Raw genomic sequence first — 20,050 nt, 5'->3', positions numbered from 1 at the left:
TCTTAATCAGCGGGTCCGGGGTTCGAGTCCCTGGCGGCGCACGATGACGATGGCGCGGTGTGTTCGCGGAAAGTGCGAACACACCGCGCCATCTCTGTTTCTGCGCGGCTTCGCCGCGCGCCGTGGGGCTTTGCCACCCACACCCTCACGAGGTCGGCGAGGTGGCCGCGTCCCGAGAGGTCACCCGACCGCGATCCGCACCGTCCACGCCCCCGAAGCCGTGCGCCCCTCCACATCCACCTGTACGTCGTCCCCCGGCACCGTGAATCTCTCGCCCAGGCCGACCGGGGCGTCCGCGAGGGGTGGATAGACCGAGTCCTCCCAGCAGGCCTCGGTGTGCGGGTGGGCGTCGATCACCTCGACGGGGCCCTGACCGGACTCGGTCTCGCTGCGGACCCGGTACACGAGCACCCCGGCACGGCAGGCGGCCCGGTCATTGCCCACGGGTCCGCGCGCCTCGAAGGCGAGCGCGCTGTCGACCCCCGTGCGCACCACCGCCAGCTTGGTGCCGGTGCCGAGGCCGAACACCGGGGCCCCGGCGGCGCCCGTCACCGGCACTCCAGGACCCGCGCCCAGCGGCTCCAGGGTCAGCCGGGCCGGCTGCGGACCGCCGACGCACACCACCTGGCGCGGGTCCAGCCAGCCGAGCTTCCACTTGTGCCAGGCGAAGAGATCCGGGGCGAGCCCGAACTGGCTGCCCATCAGGTCCCAGTCACCCACATGGGTGTCCCAGTCCCCCTTGCCGTCCATGGGGCGGCGGTACAGGTCCGGCAGGTCGAAGGCGTGCCCCGTCTCGTGGGCGAGGACCAGCCGGTCCGGCGGATGCTGCTCGAAGACGGTGACGACCCGGCGGAGGTCCGCGCCGTCGGCGTGCAGCGGGCTGTCGAGGTTGACGACCTTGGTGGCGTCGGAGTCCACACCGGGCGCGTCCGGGTCGGCGACGAAGTAGACGATGTCGTAGCGGGAGAAGTCGACCTGGCCGTCGGCCGCGGCGAGGGCGTCGCGCAGGTAGGCGGTGCGGTGGGCGGGGCTCCAGTCGCGCCGTATGGCGTACGCGGTGGACGGCTTCGGCATCCGGATCCAGCTCTTCAGCGGATGCGGGCGCAGGGTGAACCTGCCGTAGGAGGCCCGCGCGAAGAAGTCGCTGGTGGCCGGGAAGTGGTCGGCGGCGAGTTCGGCGGGGGTGCCCATGGGGACCCAGTCCGGGAAGGACAGGAAGACCATGACGGCGTCCAGCGCGCGGGACGGGCGTGGATAGGCGGCGTTCCAGGTGTCGAGGCCCTCGGAGTGGTGGGCGTCGGTGCGTTGCAGGGCGCAGGGTGTGGCGGCGAAGGGGCCGGCGACCGAGGGGCCGGTGATGATGGAGGTCGCGGCGAGTGCCGAGAGGGTGGTGAACACGGCCGCGGTGCTGCGCAGTCGGGGGCGCGGGAGCTGACGCGGCACAGGGACCTCCGGGTGCGGTTCTCGGAACACCGCACCCAGCCTGTGTGACTTTGTTGTTGTATGCCCTGTTTGCCTGCCCCAGATGAGTGAGAGACCCGGGATACGGGTAAAACCGACACCCCGAATCACTCACGGAACGTCACAAGCGGTCGACTGCTTGAAGAAGCCCGTCCAGGCGCGGGCAGAAACGATCTGCCAGAAGGGTGGGTCACTCCGGGAGCGTCCGGGACACTGGACACCGGCTGGAAGGGCCTGGGGACAGCCTCTATGATCGGCGCACTTTGCTGCACGGACAACGATCTACTGCACTGCGGGAGCGAGCGGTGAACGAAACGTCCGAAGGGCCCACGCCCGCGGCAGGCCTCGACCGGTCAGCCGTCACAGAGAGTGACACCGGCACGCCTCTTCGTGCCGAGCCCCCTTCGTACCGCTCCGCCTTCGCGGCCGCGCCGCTCGCCATGGCCGTGGTCGACCGGGAGGGCCTGGTGGTCAGCGGCAACGAGGCGCTGGGCACGTTGCTCGGCACGGAGCCCGACGCGCTCACCGGGTGCGTCGCCGCCGACCTGGTGGACCTGACCTCCGACGCGCGCACCTGGCACGCCTACCGCGAGGTGCTGCGCGGTCGTCAGGCACGGCTGCGCTGTACACGCCGGCTCAAGCACCCCGACGGGCAGTCGCTGTGGGTACAGCTCACCGTGGCGCCGCTCGGGGAGGCGGAACCCGGGGTGCTGCTCTCCGTCGCCGACATCAGCGCCCGTCGTGAACTCCAGGCGCGGCTGAGGCACTTGCAGATGCACGACCCGGTGACCCGGCTGCCCAACCGGACGCTGTTCTTCGAACGGCTCTCGGCGGCACTGGAGGCGGAGTCGTACGAGCAGGGCGGCACGGGCCGGATCGGGCTGTGCTACCTGGACCTGGACGGCTTCAAGGCGATCAACGACACGCTCGGCCACCGCGTCGGCGACCGTCTGCTGGCCGCCGTGGCCGAACGGCTGACCGGCTGTGCCGACGAGGCGGGGTACGCCCGCGCGAGCACGCCGCTGGTGGCGCGGCTCGGCGGTGACGAGTTCGCGCTGCTGGTCGAGGACTCCACGGGCACCGAGCAGCTCGCGGACCTCGCCGAGTCCGTGCTGAAGGCGCTTCAGGCGCCGTTCGACCTGGCCGGCCGACAGCTGTCGTTGTCGGCGTCGATCGGGGTCGTGGAGCGGCACGCGGCGGGCACGACCGCGAACGGGCTGATGCAGGCGGCCGATACGACGCTGTACTGGGCGAAGGCCGACGGCAAGGACCGCTGGACACTGTTCGACCCGGAACGCAACGCGCATCTGGTGACCCGTCAGGCCCTGGCGGCAGCACTGCGGCCGGCCATCGAACGCGGGGAGTTCGTGCTGGAGTACCAGCCGCTGGTGGGCATGTCGGACGGGCGGCTGCGGGGGGTCGAGGCGCTGGTGCGCTGGAATCACCCGCAGTTCGGGCTGTTGACGCCGAATCGGTTCGTCGGGCTGGCCGAGGAGGACGGCTCGATCGTGCCGCTGGGGCGCTGGGTGCTGGCCACGGCCTGCCGTCAGGCACGCCGCTGGCAGCTGGACCACCCGGACGAGCCGCCGATCTTCGTCAGCGTCAACGTGGCCGTGCGGCAGGTGTGGGACTCGGACCTGGTCGCCGACGTGGCAGACATCCTCACGGAGACGGGACTCGCGCCGGAGCTGCTCCAGCTGGAGCTCACCGAGTCGGCGGTGATGGGCTCGGCGGGGCGTCCCCTGCAGGCGCTCCAGGCCCTGAGCGACATGGGCGTCCACATCGCCATCGACGACTTCGGCACGGGCTACTCGAACCTCGCCTACCTCAGCCGTCTGCCGGTGTCGGTGCTGAAGCTGGACGGCTCCTTCGTGCGGGGTTTCCAGTTCGAGAGCGCCAAGGACGCGGCCGTACCGCCGAACCAGGCCGACGAGGTCATCGTCGAGGCCATGATCCAGCTCGCCCACCGCCTGGGCCTGACCGTCACCGCCGAATGCGTCGAGACCTCCGCCCAGGCCACCCGCCTGCGGGGCATCGGCTGCGACACCGGCCAGGGCTGGCTGTACTCCCGCCCGGTGTCGCCGGATCGTATCTCCGAGTTGCTGGAGAGCGAGACGTACGCGGTGGGCAACTCGTAGCAGGCGCACGCAGGGGCCTGTCCCGTCTGTCGGGCCCCTACGCCGTGGGCAACCCGTATGCGTCGGCGATCAGTTCGTACGAGCGCAGGCGGAGTTCGCCGCGGTGGGCGTGGCTGGTGAGCATCAGCTCGTCGGCGCCGGTGCGCTTGTGGAGGTCGTGGAGGCCGGTGCGGACCTCGTCGGGGGTGCCGTGGACGATGTTCGCGATCCAGGAGTCGACGAACTCGCGCTCCATCGGGCTGAACTCGTGGGCCTCCGCCTCCTCCGGGGAGGGCATCAGGCCGGGGCGGCCCATGCGCAGGCGGACCATGTTGAGGCCGGTGGCCAGGACCTGGCGGCGGGCCTCGCGCTCGTCGTCGGCGGCGAGCACGGAGACGCCGATGAGGGCGTACGGCTCGTCGAGGACCGCGGAGGGCCGGAACGACTCGCGGTACAGGTCGAGCGCCGGGATGGTGTTCTGCGCCGAGAAGTGGTGCGCGAAGGCGAAGGGCAGGCCGAGGACGCCGGCCAGGCGGGCGCTGAAGCCGGAGGAGCCGAGCAGCCAGATCGGCGGGCGGTGCGGGGACTGGACGCCGCCGGGCGCGGTCGACTGGACGGGCCCGGGGATGGCGTGGATGCGGCGGTAGGGGTGGCCGTCGGGGAAGTCGTCGTCGAGGAAGCGGGTCAGTTCGGCGAGCTGCTCGGGGAAGTCGTCGGCGCCCTCGTTGAGCCGGTCCGTACGGCGCAGGGCGGCCGCGGTGGCGCCGTCCGTGCCGGGGGCGCGGCCGAGGCCGAGGTCGACACGGCCGGGGGCCATCGCCTCCAGCGTGCCGAACTGCTCCGCGATGACCAGCGGGGCGTGGTTCGGGAGCATCACGCCGCCCGAGCCGAGGCGTATGCGGTCGGTGTGGGCGGCGAGGTGGGCGAGGATCACCGCCGGGGAGGAGGAGGCGACGCCCGGCATGGAGTGGTGTTCGGCGACCCAGTAGCGGTGGAAGCCCCTGGCCTCGGTCAGTCGCGCGAGGTCGACACTGGTGCGCAGCGCGTCGGTGGCGGTGCTGCCGGTGCCGACGGTGACCAGGTCGAGCACGGAGAGGGGGGCGGGGGCGGTGCCGTGTGTCGTGCCCCGGATCTCGTCTGCGTCTGCCACCACGGTGCCTGCCTCCTGCTGTCCGGCCGTACGCTGTCCTCGGCCCCTAACAGGAGGCAGTCCCCGCTTATTCCCGGAGCTCGATCCCGCAGCGCGATCCCGACGCTCGATCCCGCAGCGCGATCCCGACGCTCGATCCCGCAGCGCGATCCCGACGCTCGATCCCGCAGCCCGTTCCCGGCGCCCCTTCCCGGCGCTCGATCCCGCAGCCCGTTCCCGACGCTCAATCCCAGCGCTCGATCCCGCAGCACCGCCCGAGCGGCGTCCTACACCTGCACCAGCGGCTCCCGTGAGAACAGTGCCCCCAGCGCCGGAGCGTTCACGCGGCGGTCCGCCAGGCGCAGGGCCTCCCAGACGGTGACCTGGTTGGCGGTGAGGACGGGCTTGCCGAGGTCCTTCTCGAGGGTGGGGATGTGGGCGGCGGTGTGGAGCGCGGTGTCGGGCAGGAGGAGGGCCTGCGCATCCTGGGTGTCGGCCGCGCGGGCCAGCTCCAGGATCTCCGCCTCGCCCCACGTGCCGACCTCCGCCGCCGTGATGATCCCGGCGCCGCGCACGGCGGTCACCTCCGCTCCCCCGGCCCTCAGGAACTCCGAGAAGAGCCCGGCCACGTCCTCCGGATAGGTCGCGGCGACGGCGACCCGCCGCAGCCCGAGCTCGCTCACCGCGTGCACGAAGGCGAAGGACGTCGAGGAGGCGGGCAGGCCCGCGGTGGCGGCCAGGTTCTGGACCTGCTCCCGGGCACCCTCCCAGCCGTACACGAAGCTGCCGCTGGTGCAGGCCCACACCACCGCCTCCGCACCGGCCAGCCGCAGCTGCTCGATCCCGGCCGCGAGCCGTTCGGGCGCCCCCATCCGCAGCAGGGCGTCGACCCGGTGCGCGTCCTCGCCGATGTCCGTGTGGACCAGGTCCACCCGGATGTCACTGCCCAGGAGCTGCTCGATGCGCGGATAGTCGTCCTCGGCGGAGTGGCCCGGGTAGAGGAATCCGAGTGCGGTCATGTCCAGCCTTCCTGCTGTTCTTCCGGCAGTACGGGCCACGCCCGCGCCGACTCGTCGATCAACGCCTGATACGGCCCCACGGCTCGGGTACCCAGCAGGCGCAGGGCCGCCCACATCGTTACCTGGTTGGCTGAGATCACCGGTATGCGGAGCTCGGCCTCCAGTTGGGGGATCACGTCGTACGTGGGGAGGTTGGTGCAGGAGATGAACAGGGCGTCGGCGTTTCCCGGCCGTACCGCCTGCCGTGCCATGGCCACCACGTCCTTGTAGGGGACCTTCCAGATGTGCCGGGTCAGCCCCATGAACGCGCGGCCGGTGACCCGGACGCCCGCCTGGGCCACGTACGCCTCCAGGGCCCGGGTGACCGACTCCGTGTACGGCGTCACGATCGCCACCCGTCGTACGCGCAGCTCCGCCAGCGCCTCCAGGAGCGCCCCGGAGGTCGTCACCGCCGGCACCGCGCCCGCCCGGGTCATCGTCTCGCACATGGCCCGCTCCCCGGCCGTCCCGCCGACGAAACTGCCCGAGGCGCAGGCGTAGGCGACGGCCTCGGGCGTGACGGCGATCAGCGTGCGCACCGCCTCGCCGAGGGTCTCGTGCTCGCTCACCCGGCGGGCGAGATCCAGACTCACCTCGACCGGCACGAACGGAGTGCGTGTGAGGTGCAGCGACACCTCGTCCGGCACCCATCGCCACAGCTCGCGGTCGAGTGCGAAGTCGAAGGGAGCGACGACACCGACACCGCGCTGGGAGCGGGGTCCGCCAAGAAATGTGATGTCCATACAGGGGCACCGGCCTCACCGTGAGAGACGGAAGGACAACGGACCGTACGATCGCCCGTGTTGACGAAGGTAGGTTCGGGTGCGAGCGTGGTCAATCCGTGCATGTCAGACACTTGGTCACGCCGTGAGGAACGCCCATCCCGATGACCGCACCCACCCTGCTCGTCCTCGACGCCGATCCTCTCCCCCGTCTCGGCCGCCTCACCGGACGCGCGCGCATCGTGCACGCGGATCCCGGCACGCTCGCCGAGCGGCTCCCCCAGGCCGACGTCCTGCTGGTGTGGGACTTCACCTCGCACGCGGTGCGTGAGGCGTGGCCGGGTGAGGGGCCGCGGCCCCGCTGGGTGCACACCGCGAGCGCGGGGGTGGACCATCTGATGTGTCCGGAACTCGCCGTTTCCGACACGGTGGTGACGAACGCGCGCGGCATCTTCGACGAACCCATCGCCGAGTACGTCGCGGCCCTCGTCCTCGCGATGGCGAAGGACCTGCCCCGGACGTGGGAGCTGCAGCGGCAGCGCGAGTGGCGGCACCGCGAGACCCGGCGGGTCTCCGGCACCCGCGCCTGTGTGGTCGGCTCGGGGCCGATCGGCCGGGCGATCGCCCGCACGCTGAAGGCGCTCGGCGTGACCACGGCGGTCGTGGGCCGGGTGCCGCGCACCGGCATCCACGGCCCGGACGACCTGGAGCGGCTGATGGCCCGCGCCGACTGGGTGATCGCGGCCGCGCCGCTCACCGACGACACGTACGGCATGTTCGACGCCCGCCGCTTCGGTGTGATGCAGCCGTCCGCCTGCTTCGTGAACGTCGGCCGCGGACAACTGGTCGTCGAGGACGCGCTCGCGGAGGCGCTCGCCAAGCGGTGGATCGCGGGCGCGGCGCTGGACGTCTTCGCCGCCGAACCCCTCAGTCCCGACAGCCCGTTGTGGCGGGTGCCGGGCCTGATCGTGTCCCCGCACATGAGTGGAGACACGATCGGATGGAGGGACGAACTCGCCGCGCAGTTCGTGGAGTTGTACGAGCGCTGGGCGGCCGGGAAACCGCTCACGAACGTCGTCGACAAGAAGCGCGGGTACGTACCAGGCCACTGACCTTCCCGGGGAGAGCGCATGACGGAACTCACCGACTTCACCGCCGCACAGCTCGTCGACGGCTATCGCGCGGGCGCGTTCAGTCCCGTGGAGGCGGTCCGGGCGGCTCTGGAACGGGCCGGGCGGATCCAGCCGGAGGTGAACGCGTTCGTCCGGCTCCTCCCCGAGGAGGCCCTCGCACAGGCGCACGCGTCGGCGGACCGGTGGCGGCGGGGCGAGCCGGCGGGCCTGCTGGACGGGGTGCCCGTCACCGTCAAGGACATCCTGCTCCTACGCGGCCACCCGACCCTGCGCGGCTCGAAGGCCGTGTCGGAAAAGGGCCCCTGGGACGAGGACGCCCCCTCCGTCGCCCGCCTGCGCGAGCACGGCGCCGTCTTCGTGGGCAAGACGACGACACCCGAGTACGGCTGGAAGGGCGTCACGGACTCGCCGCTGTCGGGCGTGACCCGCAACCCGCACGACCCCTCGCGCACCGCGGGCGGCTCCAGCGGGGGCAGCGCGGCCGCGGTGGCGCTCGGCGCGGGCCCGCTGTCCCTGGGCACGGACGGCGGGGGCAGTGTCCGCATCCCGGCGGCGTTCTGCGGGATCTTCGCCCTCAAGCCGACGTACGGCCGGGTGCCGCTCTATCCGGCCAGCGCCTTCGGCACCCTCGCCCATGTCGGCCCGATGACCCGCGACGTGGTCGACGCGGCCCTGCTCATGGACGTGATCGCCGCGCCGGACTCCCGTGACTGGTCGGCGCTGGAGCCGACCGGGCGGCCGTACTCGGGCGTTCTGGGTGAGGGCGTGCACGGCCTGCGGGTCGCGTACTCGCCCTCGCTCGGCGGTCAGGTCGCGGTCCAGCCGGCGGTCGCGGCGGCGGTACGGCGGGCCGTGGAGCGTCTCGCCGCGCTCGGCGCCTACGTCGAGGAGACCGACCCCGACTTCACGGACCCGGTCGACGCCTTCCACACCCTGTGGTTCAGCGGCGCCGCCCGCGTCGCCCAACACCTCACCCCCGCCCAACGCCAGTTGCTGGACCCCGGTCTCCGCGACATCTGCGCCCAGGGCGCCCGCTGCACCGCCCTCGACTACCTCGCAGCGGTCGACACCCGCATGGCCCTGGGCCGCCGCATGGGCCACTTCCACGACACCTACGACCTCCTCGTCACACCGACCCTCCCCATCACGGCGTTCGAGGCGGGCAGGGAGTTCCCGAAGGCCTCGGGCCTCCACCGCTGGACCGGCTGGACCCCCTTCACCTACCCCTTCAACCTGACCCAACAGCCCGCCGCCAGCGTCCCCGTGGGCGCCGACCCCGACGGCCTCCCGATCGGCCTCCAACTCGTGGCGGCCCGCCACCGTGACGACCTGGTCCTGCGCGCGGCACACGCGCTGTACGAGGCGGGGGTCACTTCCGGCGGAAGCTGAGCGTCTCCCCCGCCGCCCCCGACCGCCACAGGTCGTTGCAGGCGGTGGCCATCTCCTCCAGGCCTTCCACGACCTGGCCCCAGACGATGCCGGGCACCCAGCCCACGTCGCCGTTGAGGAGGAGGTTGTTGCGTTCGTAGAACAGGGCCAGGTCGACCAGGGTCGCGGTCGGGCGGACCTCGCGGTCGTAGCCGTAGGCCTTGGTGCCCAACTCCGAGCCGGCGAAGGAGAAGTAACAGAGGTCTCCTGGGATGGGAGTGACGGTCGGGTTTTCCAGGGGTGGTTCGGATGTCGCGAAGGGTGGGAAAAGGGCGTAGATCTCGTTGCGTGCGTATTTTGCGTGGTAGACGTCGCCGGCGAGCGGGAGCGCGTCCCAGACCGTCGCGCAGGTGAGGGGGGCGCGGTCGTCGAGGAGTTTGGCCGTGCAGTGGACGTCACGTTTGACCAGCGAGACTTCGATGAAACGGTCAGCCATGCCCTCCATGGGAGTGCCCCGCACCGCCGTGGTCAAGGGTGCCGGGGAGTCGTGCGGGGCTTGAAAAGATCGGCATAACTCGGATCTCGTCGGGTAGCCGCGCGCCCATGGCTCCACCACGCAGAAGTCCCCAAAGTGCACTGAGAAGCCCTGAACACATACACGGACCCACCCGCCGGTCGCTGCTCGCGGGGGTAGCGGCGCTCGGCGCGTTGGGCGCGGCAGGCTGCTCCCGGGTGGCCAACGCGTCCGGTGTGGAAGGCGGCGACCTGCTCGACCGGCTGCGGGCGCAGGGCGTCGTACGGCTCGGGATCGCCGGTGAGATCCCGTTCGGCTACATCGACACGGACGGGCAACTCACCGGCGAGGCGCCCGAACTGGCCAAGGTCATCTTCAAGCGGCTCGGGGTGGAGAAGGTGCAGCCCGTGCCGACCGAGTTCGGCTCCCTCATCCCAGGTCTGAACTCGCAGCAGTTCGACGTGGTCGCGGCCGGGATGTACGTCAATCCCGAGCGCTGCGAGCAGGTCATCTTCGCGGACCCCGACTATCAGATGCTCGACTCCTTCATCGTGCGCAAGGGAAACCCCAAAGGCCTGCACAGCTACAAGGACGTCGTCGAGAAGAAGGCGAAGTTCGCGACCGGCACCGGATACGCCGAGATCCAGTACGCCGTCGACGCGGGCTACAAGCAGGGCGACATCCTGATCGTCCCCGACCAGGTCGCGGGGCTCAACGCCGTCGAGGCCGGACGCGTCGACGTGTTCGCCGGTACGGCGCTCACCACCCGTGAAGTGGTGAAGAAGTCGAGCAAGGCCGAGGCCACCAAGCCGTTCGCGCCGCTCGTGGACGGCAAACCGCACGTCGACGGGGGCGCGTTCGCGTTCCGCAAGACCGAGACGAAGCTGCGCGACGCCTTCAACGTCGAACTGCGGAAGCTGAAGAAGAGCGGCGAGCTCTTCCGGATCCTCAAGCCCTTCGGCTTCACCAAGGCCGAGATGACCGATCTGACCGCGAAGGAGTTGTGCGGCGGATGACCTCGGGACTCTGGGAACTCGTACTCAAGGGCGTGTGGACCACGGTCCAGTTGCTCTTCTTCAGCGCTCTGCTGGGCGCGGCCGTCTCCTTCGTGGTCGGCATCGCGCGCAGTCACCGGCTGTGGGTCGTCCGCTTCGTCGCGGGCTTCTACACCGAGGTGTTCCGCGGCACCTCCGCCCTGGTCATGATCTTCTGGGTGTTCTTCGTGCTGCCCGTCGCCTTCGGCTGGCAGCTGGTGCCGATGTGGGCGGGCACGCTCGCGCTCGGGCTGACCTACGGCGCGTACGGCGCCGAGATCGTGCGCGGCGCGCTGAACTCGGTCGACCCGGCGCAGCAGGAGGGCGGAATCGCGCTCAGCTTCACGCCCTGGCAGCGACTTCGGCTGATCCTGCTGCCGCAGGCGGTGCCGGAGATGATCCCGCCGTTCTCGAACCTGCTGATCGAGCTGCTCAAGGGCACCGCGCTGGTGTCGATCACGGGCATGGGCGACCTGACGTTCAGCGCGAACCTGGTGCGGCTGGCGCTGCAGGAGAGCGCGGAGATCTACACGTACGTCCTGCTGATCTACTTCGTCATCGCGTTCCTGCTCACGCGCGGCATGCGCGGTCTTGAGGCCCGGTTGAAGGCCAACGTCGGGAAGGCACCGGAGCGCAAGGTCGTCACGGAGCCCGGGCCCGTCGGAGTCGGAGGTGGTGTCGGATGAAGTGGGACTGGAGTGCCGTAAGCGACTTCATGCCGCAGTTCTGGGACGGCCTGCTGGTCACCCTGCAGGCGCTGGCCCTCGGCTCGCTGATCTCGTTCGTGCTCGGTCTGGTGTGGGCGCTGCTGATGCGCACGCCGAGTCGTTTCGTGCGCTGGCCCGTCGGGGTCGTCACGGAGTTCGTGCGCAACACCCCGCTGCTGGTCCAGCTGTTCTTCCTGTTCTACGTGCTGCCCGAGTGGGGCGTGGCCTTCTCGGCGCTGACCACCGGTGTGATCGGGATCGGGCTGCACTACTCGACGTACACGATGCAGGTCTACCGGGCCGGTATCGAGGCGGTGCCCGTCGGCCAGTGGGAGGCGGCGACGGCGCTGAACCTGCCGCGCCGGCGGACGTGGACCGCGGTGATCCTGCCGCAGGCGATCCGCAGGGTCGTCCCGGCGCTGGGCAACTACGTCATCTCGATGCTCAAGGACACGCCGATGCTGATGGTGATCACCGTCCTGGACATGCTCGGCCAGGCGCGGCTCTTCTCCCAGCAGCACTTCCAGTTCACCGAGCCCCTGACGGTGATCGGTGTGGCCTTCATCGTCATCTCCTATCTGGCCTCCCTTCTCCTGCGCACCCTGGAGCGACGCCTTGTCCGTTGACACCTCGAAGCAGCCGTCCGACCTCCATACGACCCCGAGCGAGCTGATCCGCCTGGAACAGGTGACCAAGCGGTTCGGGAGCAACACCGTCCTCGACCACCTGGACTTCTCGGTGCAGGCGGGCCGTCACGTCACCCTCATCGGGCCATCCGGTTCGGGCAAGACCACGATCCTGCGGCTGCTGATGACGCTGACCAAGCCCGACGAGGGCACGATCACCGTCGACGGGCAGCGGCTCTTCCCGGCGTCGGAGAAGCAGTGCCGCGAGGTGCGCAAGCAGATCGGGATGGTGTTCCAGCAGTTCAACCTGTTCCCGAACATGACCGTGCTGCGCAACCTCACCGAGGCTCCGGTGACCGTGCTCGGCCTGTCCAAGGACGAGGCGGAGGCGCGGGCCCGCGAGCTGCTCGACCTGGTCGGCCTCGCCGACAAGTGCGACGCCCGCCCCTCGCAGCTCTCCGGCGGCCAGCAGCAGCGGGTGGCGATCGCGCGGGCGCTGGCGATGCGGCCGAAGGTGCTGCTCCTCGACGAGGTGACCTCGGCGCTGGACCCGGAGCTGGTCGCGGGCGTGCTCGACCTGCTCCGTGACATCGCGCGCACCACCGACATCACGATGCTCTGCGTGACCCACGAGATGAACTTCGCCCGGGACATCTCCGACCAGGTCCTGATGTTCGACTCCGGCCGGGTCATCGAGGCGGGTCCGCCGGAGCAGATCTTCAGCGACCCGGAGCAGGAGCGGACCCGGGAATTCCTGAGCGCGGTGCTGTAAGCCTTTGTGCAAGCGTTCATGTAATTACGCGACGCGTCGGTAGCGTCACTCCAGGTCTAGCAGCCGGTCCATGACGGAGGCATATGCCGACGGGTCACTGCCGCAGTTGAGGCGGTCGCGCGAGGGCCATCGTCTCGCCAACAACCACTCCACACGGGCCGTTTGACAGCTATCGTGGAGGGGATCCGCTGTCCGGATCACGGCCCAGAAAGCGACCGCAGGGGGACAACCGTGGCGCTGAAGCACGAGCCGACCGCGCCGTACCACTCGGCCCAGGACGCCCTGCGTGTCCTGGAGACAGTGGCACGACACTCCACCGGCGTCACCGACGCCGAACTCGCACGCCGGACCGGCCTCGGCAGGGAGCGGCTGACCACCCTCCTGCTGATGCTGCGCCGCGAGGGGTACGTGGTGCAGGTCGCCGACGGGACGTACGTCACCGGTGACGCACTCACCCGCCTGAGCTCCGCCCACGGCCATGACCAGGCCGTGCGCGAGCACCTCCAGCACACCCTCGACCGGCTGCGCGACTGCGTGGGCGCCGCGGTCTACATCAGCCGGTACGTCGACGGCGAGGTGAAGGTCACCCAGTACGCCGACAGCCCGGCCACGCCCGCGGTCAACGAGTGGGTCGACTTCCGCTACTCCGCCCATGCCACCGCGGTCGGCAAGAGCCTGCTGGGACAGCTCGACCACAACGGCCGCCGTGACCATCTGTCCCGGCACAAGATGGCCCGCCTCACCTCGCGCACCATCACCAGCGACAAGCTCCTGCTCTCCCGCCTGGAGTCGCAGGCGCCCACCGTGCCCGTCCTCGACCTCCAGGAGTACGCGGTCGGCACGGTCTGCGCGGCGGTCCCGATCACGGCGGGATCATCGGTCGGCTGCCTCGCCCTCTCCCTCCCCGTCGAGCACGCGCACCGGCTGCGCCGCGCGGCGGACCGGCTGAACCGGGGTGCGGCTCCGGTGCTGCTGTCCCTGGCTCTCTGAAGCTCCCCGAAACGCGGTCGGAAGCACCCCTGAGGACCAGGTAGTATTTTCTCTGTCGCCAGCCGCGCAGAGCGGAGGGCGGGAGTCATGCGCCGCTAGCTCAGTTGGTTAGAGCAGCTGACTCTTAATCAGCGGGTCCGGGGTTCGAGTCCCTGGCGGCGCACGATGACGATGGCGAGGCGTGTTCGCAGAAAGCGCGAACCTCCTCGCCATCTCTGTTTTTGCGCGGCCGACGCCGCGCGTTGTGGGGGCTCCGCCACCCACACCCCCTCACCTCCGCGCACCCTCGGTTCCCAGTCGGCCGGTGAGCAGCTCGCCCCGCCCGTGCTGCCGGTATTCCGCGGTGAGCCCGGCCCTCTCCTCGCTCGTCAGCCGACGGTACGCAGGCGCACCCGGCGGCCGCCACCACACCGGGTCGGCGCATTGGAAGCCCTCCCGCCTGAGCTGGGCACGGTGGATCTTGTTGGTGGCCGTGACGGGCATCCGCTGGGTCACCCGTATGAACCGGGGTGCCATCTTCGTACCCAGGTCCGGTTGGGCGAGAAGGAACGCGGCGAAGGAACGGGGCTCGAAGGTCCCGGCGATCGTCGCCATCACCTGGTCCCCGGTCACCGGATCCGGCACCGCGTACACCGCGACCGCCTCGGCGCCCGGGTACCGGGCGAGGATGTTCTCGATCATCGCGGCGGCGAGGTTCTCGCTGTCGACGCGCAGTCGGTCGTCGGTGCGGCCGGCGAAGTACAGGAAGCCGTCGGCGTCCCGGAAGAAGAGGTCACCGGTCCAGTACCCGCCCGCTCGGCGTCGCTCGGCGTCCGCCGCGGGATTGCGCCAGTACCCCTCGAAGGGGTTCCGCCCCCTGTTCACGAGCTCCCCGATGGCCTCGTCCCCGTTCAGCAGCCGCCCCGCCGCGTCGAAGGCGGCCGGCGGACACTCCTCACCCGTGTCCGGATCAAGCACCACGAGGCCCGGCGCCGCCGGCCCGACCGCGCCGGCCGGTGTCCCCGGTGCCCATGCGATCGCCGCCCCGCCCTCCGACGAGCCGTACCCCTCCACCAGCCGCACGCCGAACCGCCGCTCGAAGGCCGCCGCGTCCGCCGCGCCCGCCTCCGTGCCGAAGCCGGTCCGCAGCGGATGGTCCCGGTCGTCGGGCCGCTCCTCGGTGGCCAGGAGGTACTGGACGGCCCGGCCGACGTAGGTGAAGTACGTGGCGCGAAAACGTCGTACGTCCGCGAGGAAGCCGGAGGCCGAAAACCGTCGGCGCAGGGCCACGCCCGCTCCGGCCGCCAGCGCGGGCGCCCAGTCGGCGATCACGGCGTTGCCGTGGAACATCGGCATACAGATGTAATGCACATCGTCCGGGCGGACAGCGAACTGCCCGGCCAGGGAGCGGCCCGCGGCGGCCAGACGGCCCTGGGAGCACAGGGCCGCCTTGGGGGCGCCGGTCGAGCCGGAGGTGAAGTACAGCAGGAGCCGGTCGGCCGGGGTGGCCCGGGAGGCGTCCGGGCGGGCGTCGGCGTAGGGGGCGAGCAGTTCGTCGTAGGCCTCGGTGCCGGTGACGAGGAGGCGGACTCCGGGCAGGTCGAGGCCGGCGAGGAGGGGCAGGTGGGCCTGCTCGGTGACCAGGATCCGGCACTCGGTGTGGAGGATGTCCCGGGCGAGTTCCGGGCCCCGGCGGGTGGGGTTGATCCCGGCGATCGCGGCGCCGGCGAGGGCGGCCGCCGACAGCCACAGCGGGAACTCCGGGGTGTTGTCGAGCAGGACGCCCACGTGCGGCTCCGCGCCCGGCGGCAGCAGGTCGGCGAGCAGCGCGGCGCGGGCGGCGGCGCCCGCGGTCACCTCGTGGTGGGTCAGCACGCTCTCCTCGAACCACAGCCCCGGCCGCTGGTCGCCCCACCGCGCGGCCACCAGCTCGGCGACGGTACCCCTGGTGGACTCCATGAGCGCGCACGGTAGTTGACGTACCGTCAGATGTGGAGGCTACGGCAGCGGGAAGTCGCCCTCGGCCGCGAACATCAGATGGGCGACGACCATGAAGACGACGCTGAAGGCGACGAACACCGCGCACAGGGCCAGCGTGCACCCGGTGCCCGCCGCGAGCTTTCCCCGTGCCGGGGCGTGGGCCGTGGCGTGCTCGGGGTGGTCGGGCGGGTAGAACACGGTGACGATGTCGCCCTGGACGATCGTCCCCGGCCCGTTCCTCTCCTCGAACCGGACGGTGCGACCGTCGCGGGTGACGAACTCGTAGACGTGGTGCAGGGTCGTCCTGACGGAGCTGTTGCCGCCTCCGCCGCTGGTCGTCGTGTACGACCGCAGACAGCGCGCCTCCGCCGTGAGCCCGCTGTTCCAGGCCCGGCTGATCTGCCGCGAGCGCCTGGTCGCGGAGACGGCGGCGAGTACCGCGACCGTGCTGATGATCAAGGGCACGATGTAGAAGAAGACTTCCATGAACTCCCCCGAGGTCCGTGCGCCGGCCTGAGCGGCCGGTGTGCAGGGAACGTACCCGTCGGACCTGGGGGACTGTCTCAAGGGAAGCTCAGAGTTCCGGCATGGTCGTCCACGCGTACAGGATCGCGATGACGGCCGCGCCTATGAAGAACAGCCCGAACACGGTGCCCGCCGTGTCCTTGCCGGGCTGGGGCTCGGACGCGGTGGCCTTCTCGGGGTCGTGGGCCACGTAGTACACGAGCACCTCGTCGCCGGCCGCCCGGTCCCGCGGCCCGCCGCTCTCCTTGAAGCGGACCGCGAGACCGTCGCCGGTGGTGTAGTCGTACTCATGCCACTGCACGCGCCGGGCCACGTTGTTGACCATCTGGGTCGTGGCCCAGGCGCGCACGACTCGGGCCCGGGCGGTGAGCCCGCTCTCCCAGGCGGCCCGCCGCTCCCGGGTCCGCCGGACGAGCGCGAACCCGCCCCACACCAGCAGGGCGATCATGAGCGGCATGACGATGTTGAAGATGGCGTCCATGGGACGCGGACCCTACCCGAGGCGTGCCCCGAGGCGCTGATCAGAAGGTGACGTCCGAGCAGGCGTAGAACGCGTTGCCCGTGTCGGCGATCGTCCAGACCGCGAGGATGACGTGGTGGCCGGTCAGGCCGGAGGGGAGGCGGCCGGCGTGGGAGAGGGTGGCGGGTGGGCGCTGGCCGCCGTAGGGGACGGTCAGGAAGGGGGTGAGGTTGAGGTCGGAGCGGGCCAGGTTGTGGTTCTGGTTCCAGCCCGGCTTGGTGACGTAGTACGTGAAGCTGGTCGTGGCGTGCATGGCCGTGAACTGCCAGCGGAACGTGTAGCTCTGGCCTCCGGAGACCCGGGTGGTGGGCCAGGCGCCGCCGGACGGGGTGCGCGGGCTGTCGAGCTGGGCGAAGCGCGTGTTGTTGCCGGAGCAGAGCCGGCCGTCGGCCGCTCCGGAGGCGGGGAAGCCCTTGGGGCCCTCGACGCTCTGCGGCTCCCACTGGATGTCGCCGCAGTTGGTCACCGAGCCGTTCTGACACAGCTTCTGCCTGCTGACGGGGAGATCGGTGTAGCCGTGGCCGCTCGCGCCGCCGGCGGAGAGCACGAAGGCCCCCGCCGTGGTGAGCCCGAGCACGGCGGCGTACCACTTGGTCTTTTTGCGCATGCTGCCGCTCCTGGAGAACGTGTGGGGAAGTTCCGTGAGCCGTGCAGGTCTAGACCAAGCCTCAGGTTATTGCCGGGATATGGACATGTCCATACCAATCAGGGGTGCGCTTCTCCGCGGCCCGCGCAGAACGCCACCGTCAAGTCCTTCACCAGCACCTTGCGTTCGTAGTCGTCGAGCTCCACCAGCCCCCGTGTCGTCAGCCGTGTCACCGTGTCCTCCACCGAGTCGACCACCGACGTGAGCACACTCGCCCGGTGCTGCGCGTCCAGCGCGGCGATACGCCGGCGGTGCATCGCCGAGGCCACCTCCGGCGCGTACTCCACGCGGACCGGCCGCACCGAGAACACCTCCAGGCCGACCGCCCCCGCGTCCGCCACCACCAGCCGGGTCAGCGCCTCCCCCGTCGCGGCCACCGAGGCCCGCGCGTTCCCCGGCATCTCCACCGGCACCGAGGCCAGCGCCGCCTCGACGCACTCCCGCAGATACGTCTCGTGGTCCTCGACCCCGAGCGTCGCCCGCGCGGTGTCCCGCACCCGCCACACCACGAGCACCACCACCCGCAGCGCCACCCCGTTGCCGTCGGCGGCCGGCATCGGCTCACTGCGCCAGTGCCGCAGCCGCACGTCGACCCGCTGCCGCAGCAGCAGCGGGTTCACCCACAGCAGGCCGGTACGCCGGACCGTCCCCCGATAGCGGCCGAACAGATCGAGCACCCAGGCCCGCCCGGTACGGCCCCGCGCCAGCCCGCCGAACCCGAAGAGCCCGAGCGCACCGGCCCCCGCGGACGCCGCCCACTGCACCGGACCGAAACCGGCCCCCGCGGAGGCCGGCAGCCGCAGCGCCTCCACCACCAGCGGCGGCAGCGCGCCCGCCCACCACGAGGTGGCCGCGCATCCGGCCACCCCACAGGCCCCGGCGAACAGACCCACCACACCCGGCACCACCCGCGCGGGCCGCTCCACCAGCCCCGGGTCGACCTCGGCCACCACCCGAGCCTTCGCCGGGGCCGGCCGCCGCAGACGGGGCTGCTCACCCGTGCCCAGCCGGCGCCCCACCACCGCGGGCCTGAGCGGCACCGGCTCCGACCGGTCGGTGTCGTCGCGGAACAGCAGGTGGACGGGGATCTCGGTCGTCACCTCGTTGTGGATGAGCCGTCCCGGCCGGGACGGTCCCTCGGGCTCCGGGGTCGGTGAAGTGGTCGTACTCATGCGTGCCTCCAGCCTCCGCGCCAGATGCGTCAGGAAAAGAGCCGCCGCCAGGTCTCCGGCCCCGGGTAGCCGTCCGCCGCGCCACCGCGCCAGCCTTGGGCGCGCTGGAACGCCTCGACGGCACGCCGGTCCGCTTCACCCCAGCGCGGTCCCGGGTCTGTCGCGTAGTGCCTGCCGAACCCCTTCTTCACCAACTGCCTCCCCAACTGGGTGACGTAAGCGTTCTGGGCGCCCGGCCGGAACAAGGCCCGGCCGGGGTAGGCCGGGACGGTGCCGGAGGGCGCCGTCGGTCCCGCCCCGGTCGGGATGCCGCGCCCCTTGCCGGTGACCAGCAGCTCCCAGGTGCGCGGGCCCGGCAACCCGTCCGCGTCGGAGCCCCGCCAGCCCTGGGCCAGCTGGAACGCCCGGGTGGCCCGCCGGTCCGCGTCCGACCAGCGCGGGCCGGGGCCCTGCGCGTAGTAGGGGGCGGCGCCACGCGCGACGAGCATCCGGCCGAGCTGAGTGACGTACGCGTTGTTCGCCCCGGGGCCGAAGGCCGCGGGCCCGGGGTAGGGCAGGCTCGCGGTACCGGTGGCCGGTTCGGCACCGCCGGCCGGCTCGGGATCGGACTCCGCCGTGAGCCCCTTGTAGCGGTACGGGACGTAGCGGTCCGAGTTCCTCCAGTAGGCGTAGGGAGTGGCCAGCGCGCGGGCGTGCGGGCGGGTCTGCTCGTAGGCCGTGTAGTACGTGTGTGTGGAGTCCGTCCAGCCACCGAAAAGGACGACGTGCGAGCCGTTGTGCGGGTTCGCCGCGTTGTGGAAGAGCAGTATGTCGCCGGGCTGGAGTTCCTCCTTGGCAATGCGGTCGCCGAACTTGTGGAGGCTGCCCGTCCATTCGTTCCCCGGCAGGCTCCACGCCATCGACACGAAGCCCGAGCAGTCCTGCCGGTAACCGTCGGACCGGTAGGTGCTCATGCTGTACGGCACCTTCGCCGTGGCCCACTTCCTGGCCCGCGTGATGATCTCCGTACGGGTCGTCGGAGGCGTCTTGACCGGGTTCGTCGGGCGGCCCTGCGCGCCGGCCGGGCCATGCAGCGGGGCCTCACCGCCCTGCGGGTTCTCGGGCCCGTCATCGGCGGGGACGCCGGGCGGGGCGGGGGTGTACGGGGCGGCCAGTGCCGGTACGGCGTGGCCCGCGCCGAGCGCCGTGGAGGCGGCGGCCGCGACGATCACCGTGCGGTGGACGGCCGTGCGGCCGGCCGGCGAGACCGGCAGGGCGCGGCGCCGGAGCACGCATCCGGGGCAGTCGCAGTCGCTCGCGGGATCGAATTCCTCGAATACCGGAGACTCCATGCGATTCCCTTCACGCTCCAGGTGGAAATGTCCGTGCCTGTACACGTTCGCCAGTTTCGCAACTGTCGTCGGCACGCGCATGTTGACGGTCCGAATGATGTACGGGGCCCGACGAGGACCTGGCCGCCCGACGTCCGGCGGTCAAAAGCACCACCCGAGGTCCGGTAGAGTTACGACGTCAGCAGGCGCCGCTAGCTCAGTTGGTTAGAGCAGCTGACTCTTAATCAGCGGGTCCGGGGTTCGAGTCCCTGGCGGCGCACGATGAC

At 71.2% G+C, this 20,050-nt stretch carries 19 protein-coding genes and 2 tRNA genes; 10 read left to right on the top strand and 11 right to left on the bottom strand.

Going from position 1 to position 20,050, the window contains the following annotated elements:
- Positions 1 to 180: 180 nt before the first annotated feature.
- On the bottom strand, positions 181 to 1,443 hold the full coding sequence (locus AC067M_RS45385; RefSeq protein WP_478702854.1) for a M6 family metalloprotease domain-containing protein: 1,263 nt from the start codon (positions 1,441 to 1,443) through the stop codon (positions 181 to 183).
- Positions 1,444 to 1,766: 323 nt separating this feature from the next.
- Here AC067M_RS45385 and AC067M_RS45380 point away from each other — a divergent pair, with 323 nt between their 5' ends.
- Complete coding sequence (locus AC067M_RS45380) at positions 1,767 to 3,599, top strand: putative bifunctional diguanylate cyclase/phosphodiesterase (protein ID WP_478702853.1); 1,833 nt, start codon at positions 1,767 to 1,769, stop codon at positions 3,597 to 3,599.
- Positions 3,600 to 3,636: 37 nt separating this feature from the next.
- On the opposite strand, the gene AC067M_RS45375 is transcribed toward AC067M_RS45380, so the two are convergent.
- From AC067M_RS45375 to AC067M_RS45365, 3 genes are all read right to left on the bottom strand, one after another.
- Positions 3,637 to 4,728 (bottom strand): LLM class flavin-dependent oxidoreductase, encoded by a 1,092-nt coding sequence (locus AC067M_RS45375; RefSeq protein ID WP_478702855.1) that lies wholly within the window; start codon positions 4,726 to 4,728, stop codon positions 3,637 to 3,639.
- 266 nt (positions 4,729 to 4,994) lie between these two features.
- Positions 4,995 to 5,726: a maleate cis-trans isomerase family protein gene (locus AC067M_RS45370; RefSeq protein WP_478702852.1), complete on the bottom strand. Its 732-nt coding sequence runs from the start codon at positions 5,724 to 5,726 to the stop codon at positions 4,995 to 4,997.
- Entirely contained in the window at positions 5,723 to 6,508 is a 786-nt protein-coding gene (locus AC067M_RS45365; protein ID WP_478702851.1) for a maleate cis-trans isomerase family protein, read from the bottom strand. The genes AC067M_RS45370 and AC067M_RS45365 overlap by 4 nt, the downstream gene beginning before the upstream one ends.
- A 143-nt stretch (positions 6,509 to 6,651) precedes the next feature.
- On the opposite strand from AC067M_RS45365, the gene AC067M_RS45360 reads away from it, so the two are divergent.
- Both AC067M_RS45360 and AC067M_RS45355 read left to right on the top strand, forming a co-directional pair.
- Positions 6,652 to 7,599 carry a D-2-hydroxyacid dehydrogenase gene (locus AC067M_RS45360; RefSeq protein WP_478702850.1) on the top strand — a complete coding sequence of 316 codons (948 nt, stop codon included), beginning with the start codon at positions 6,652 to 6,654 and terminating at the stop codon, positions 7,597 to 7,599.
- An 18-nt stretch (positions 7,600 to 7,617) separates the two neighbouring features.
- Positions 7,618 to 9,009, top strand: a complete 1,392-nt coding sequence (locus AC067M_RS45355) for an amidase (protein ID WP_478702849.1) — start codon at positions 7,618 to 7,620, stop codon at positions 9,007 to 9,009.
- Here AC067M_RS45355 and AC067M_RS45350 read toward each other — a convergent pair.
- A complete protein-coding gene (locus AC067M_RS45350; RefSeq protein ID WP_478702848.1) occupies positions 8,990 to 9,484 on the bottom strand; it encodes a DUF3830 family protein in 495 nt (164 codons plus the stop codon). The two genes, AC067M_RS45355 and AC067M_RS45350, sit on opposite strands and share 20 nt — an antisense overlap.
- A gap of 107 nt (positions 9,485 to 9,591) precedes the next feature.
- On the opposite strand from AC067M_RS45350, the gene ehuB reads away from it, so the two are divergent.
- From ehuB to AC067M_RS45320, 6 genes are all read left to right on the top strand, one after another.
- Entirely contained in the window at positions 9,592 to 10,518 is a 927-nt protein-coding gene (ehuB, locus tag AC067M_RS45345; RefSeq protein WP_478702847.1) for an ectoine/hydroxyectoine ABC transporter substrate-binding protein EhuB, read from the top strand.
- The gene (gene ehuC, locus AC067M_RS45340; RefSeq protein ID WP_478702846.1) at positions 10,515 to 11,222 is read left to right on the top strand and encodes an ectoine/hydroxyectoine ABC transporter permease subunit EhuC; all 708 of its coding nucleotides are present in this window, start codon (positions 10,515 to 10,517) and stop codon (positions 11,220 to 11,222) included. The genes ehuB and ehuC overlap by 4 nt, the downstream gene beginning before the upstream one ends.
- Positions 11,219 to 11,869: an ectoine/hydroxyectoine ABC transporter permease subunit EhuD gene (gene ehuD / locus AC067M_RS45335; protein WP_478702845.1), complete on the top strand. Its 651-nt coding sequence runs from the start codon at positions 11,219 to 11,221 to the stop codon at positions 11,867 to 11,869. Before ehuC ends, ehuD begins: the two co-directional genes overlap by 4 nt.
- On the top strand, positions 11,859 to 12,641 hold the full coding sequence (gene ehuA, locus AC067M_RS45330; RefSeq protein ID WP_478702844.1) for an ectoine/hydroxyectoine ABC transporter ATP-binding protein EhuA: 783 nt from the start codon (positions 11,859 to 11,861) through the stop codon (positions 12,639 to 12,641). The genes ehuD and ehuA overlap by 11 nt, the downstream gene beginning before the upstream one ends.
- Before the next feature lie 231 nt (positions 12,642 to 12,872).
- Positions 12,873 to 13,631 carry an IclR family transcriptional regulator gene (locus tag AC067M_RS45325; RefSeq protein ID WP_478702843.1) on the top strand — a complete coding sequence of 253 codons (759 nt, stop codon included), beginning with the start codon at positions 12,873 to 12,875 and terminating at the stop codon, positions 13,629 to 13,631.
- 89 nt (positions 13,632 to 13,720) lie between these two features.
- Positions 13,721 to 13,794, top strand: a tRNA-Lys gene (locus tag AC067M_RS45320).
- A 107-nt stretch (positions 13,795 to 13,901) separates the two neighbouring features.
- Here AC067M_RS45320 and AC067M_RS45315 read toward each other — a convergent pair.
- The 6 genes from AC067M_RS45315 to AC067M_RS45290 all read right to left on the bottom strand — a co-directional run bounded on the left by AC067M_RS45315 (position 13,902) and on the right by AC067M_RS45290 (position 19,784).
- The gene (locus tag AC067M_RS45315) at positions 13,902 to 15,569 is read right to left on the bottom strand and encodes an AMP-binding protein (RefSeq protein WP_478702842.1); all 1,668 of its coding nucleotides are present in this window, start codon (positions 15,567 to 15,569) and stop codon (positions 13,902 to 13,904) included.
- A 39-nt stretch (positions 15,570 to 15,608) separates the two neighbouring features.
- Positions 15,609 to 16,076: a DUF3592 domain-containing protein gene (locus tag AC067M_RS45310; RefSeq protein ID WP_478702841.1), complete on the bottom strand. Its 468-nt coding sequence runs from the start codon at positions 16,074 to 16,076 to the stop codon at positions 15,609 to 15,611.
- 88 nt (positions 16,077 to 16,164) lie between these two features.
- Positions 16,165 to 16,596, bottom strand: coding sequence for a hypothetical protein (locus tag AC067M_RS45305; protein ID WP_478702840.1), 432 nt, complete (start codon positions 16,594 to 16,596; stop codon positions 16,165 to 16,167).
- A gap of 40 nt (positions 16,597 to 16,636) precedes the next feature.
- A complete protein-coding gene (locus tag AC067M_RS45300; RefSeq protein ID WP_478702839.1) occupies positions 16,637 to 17,242 on the bottom strand; it encodes a lytic polysaccharide monooxygenase auxiliary activity family 9 protein in 606 nt (201 codons plus the stop codon).
- Between the two features lie 98 nt (positions 17,243 to 17,340).
- Positions 17,341 to 18,453, bottom strand: a complete 1,113-nt coding sequence (locus AC067M_RS45295) for an SPFH domain-containing protein (protein ID WP_478702838.1) — start codon at positions 18,451 to 18,453, stop codon at positions 17,341 to 17,343.
- Positions 18,454 to 18,482: 29 nt separating this feature from the next.
- Complete coding sequence (locus AC067M_RS45290) at positions 18,483 to 19,784, bottom strand: peptidoglycan-binding protein (RefSeq protein WP_478702837.1); 1,302 nt, start codon at positions 19,782 to 19,784, stop codon at positions 18,483 to 18,485.
- A 185-nt stretch (positions 19,785 to 19,969) separates the two neighbouring features.
- Between AC067M_RS45290 and AC067M_RS45285 the strand changes: the two genes are divergently transcribed.
- Positions 19,970 to 20,043: transfer RNA gene (locus AC067M_RS45285), tRNA-Lys, on the top strand.
- Positions 20,044 to 20,050 lie beyond the last annotated feature (7 nt).

The sequence above is a fragment of the Streptomyces sp. NPDC043427 genome (assembly GCF_056436655.1).
This window is presented reverse-complemented; position numbering and strand designations above follow the sequence as displayed.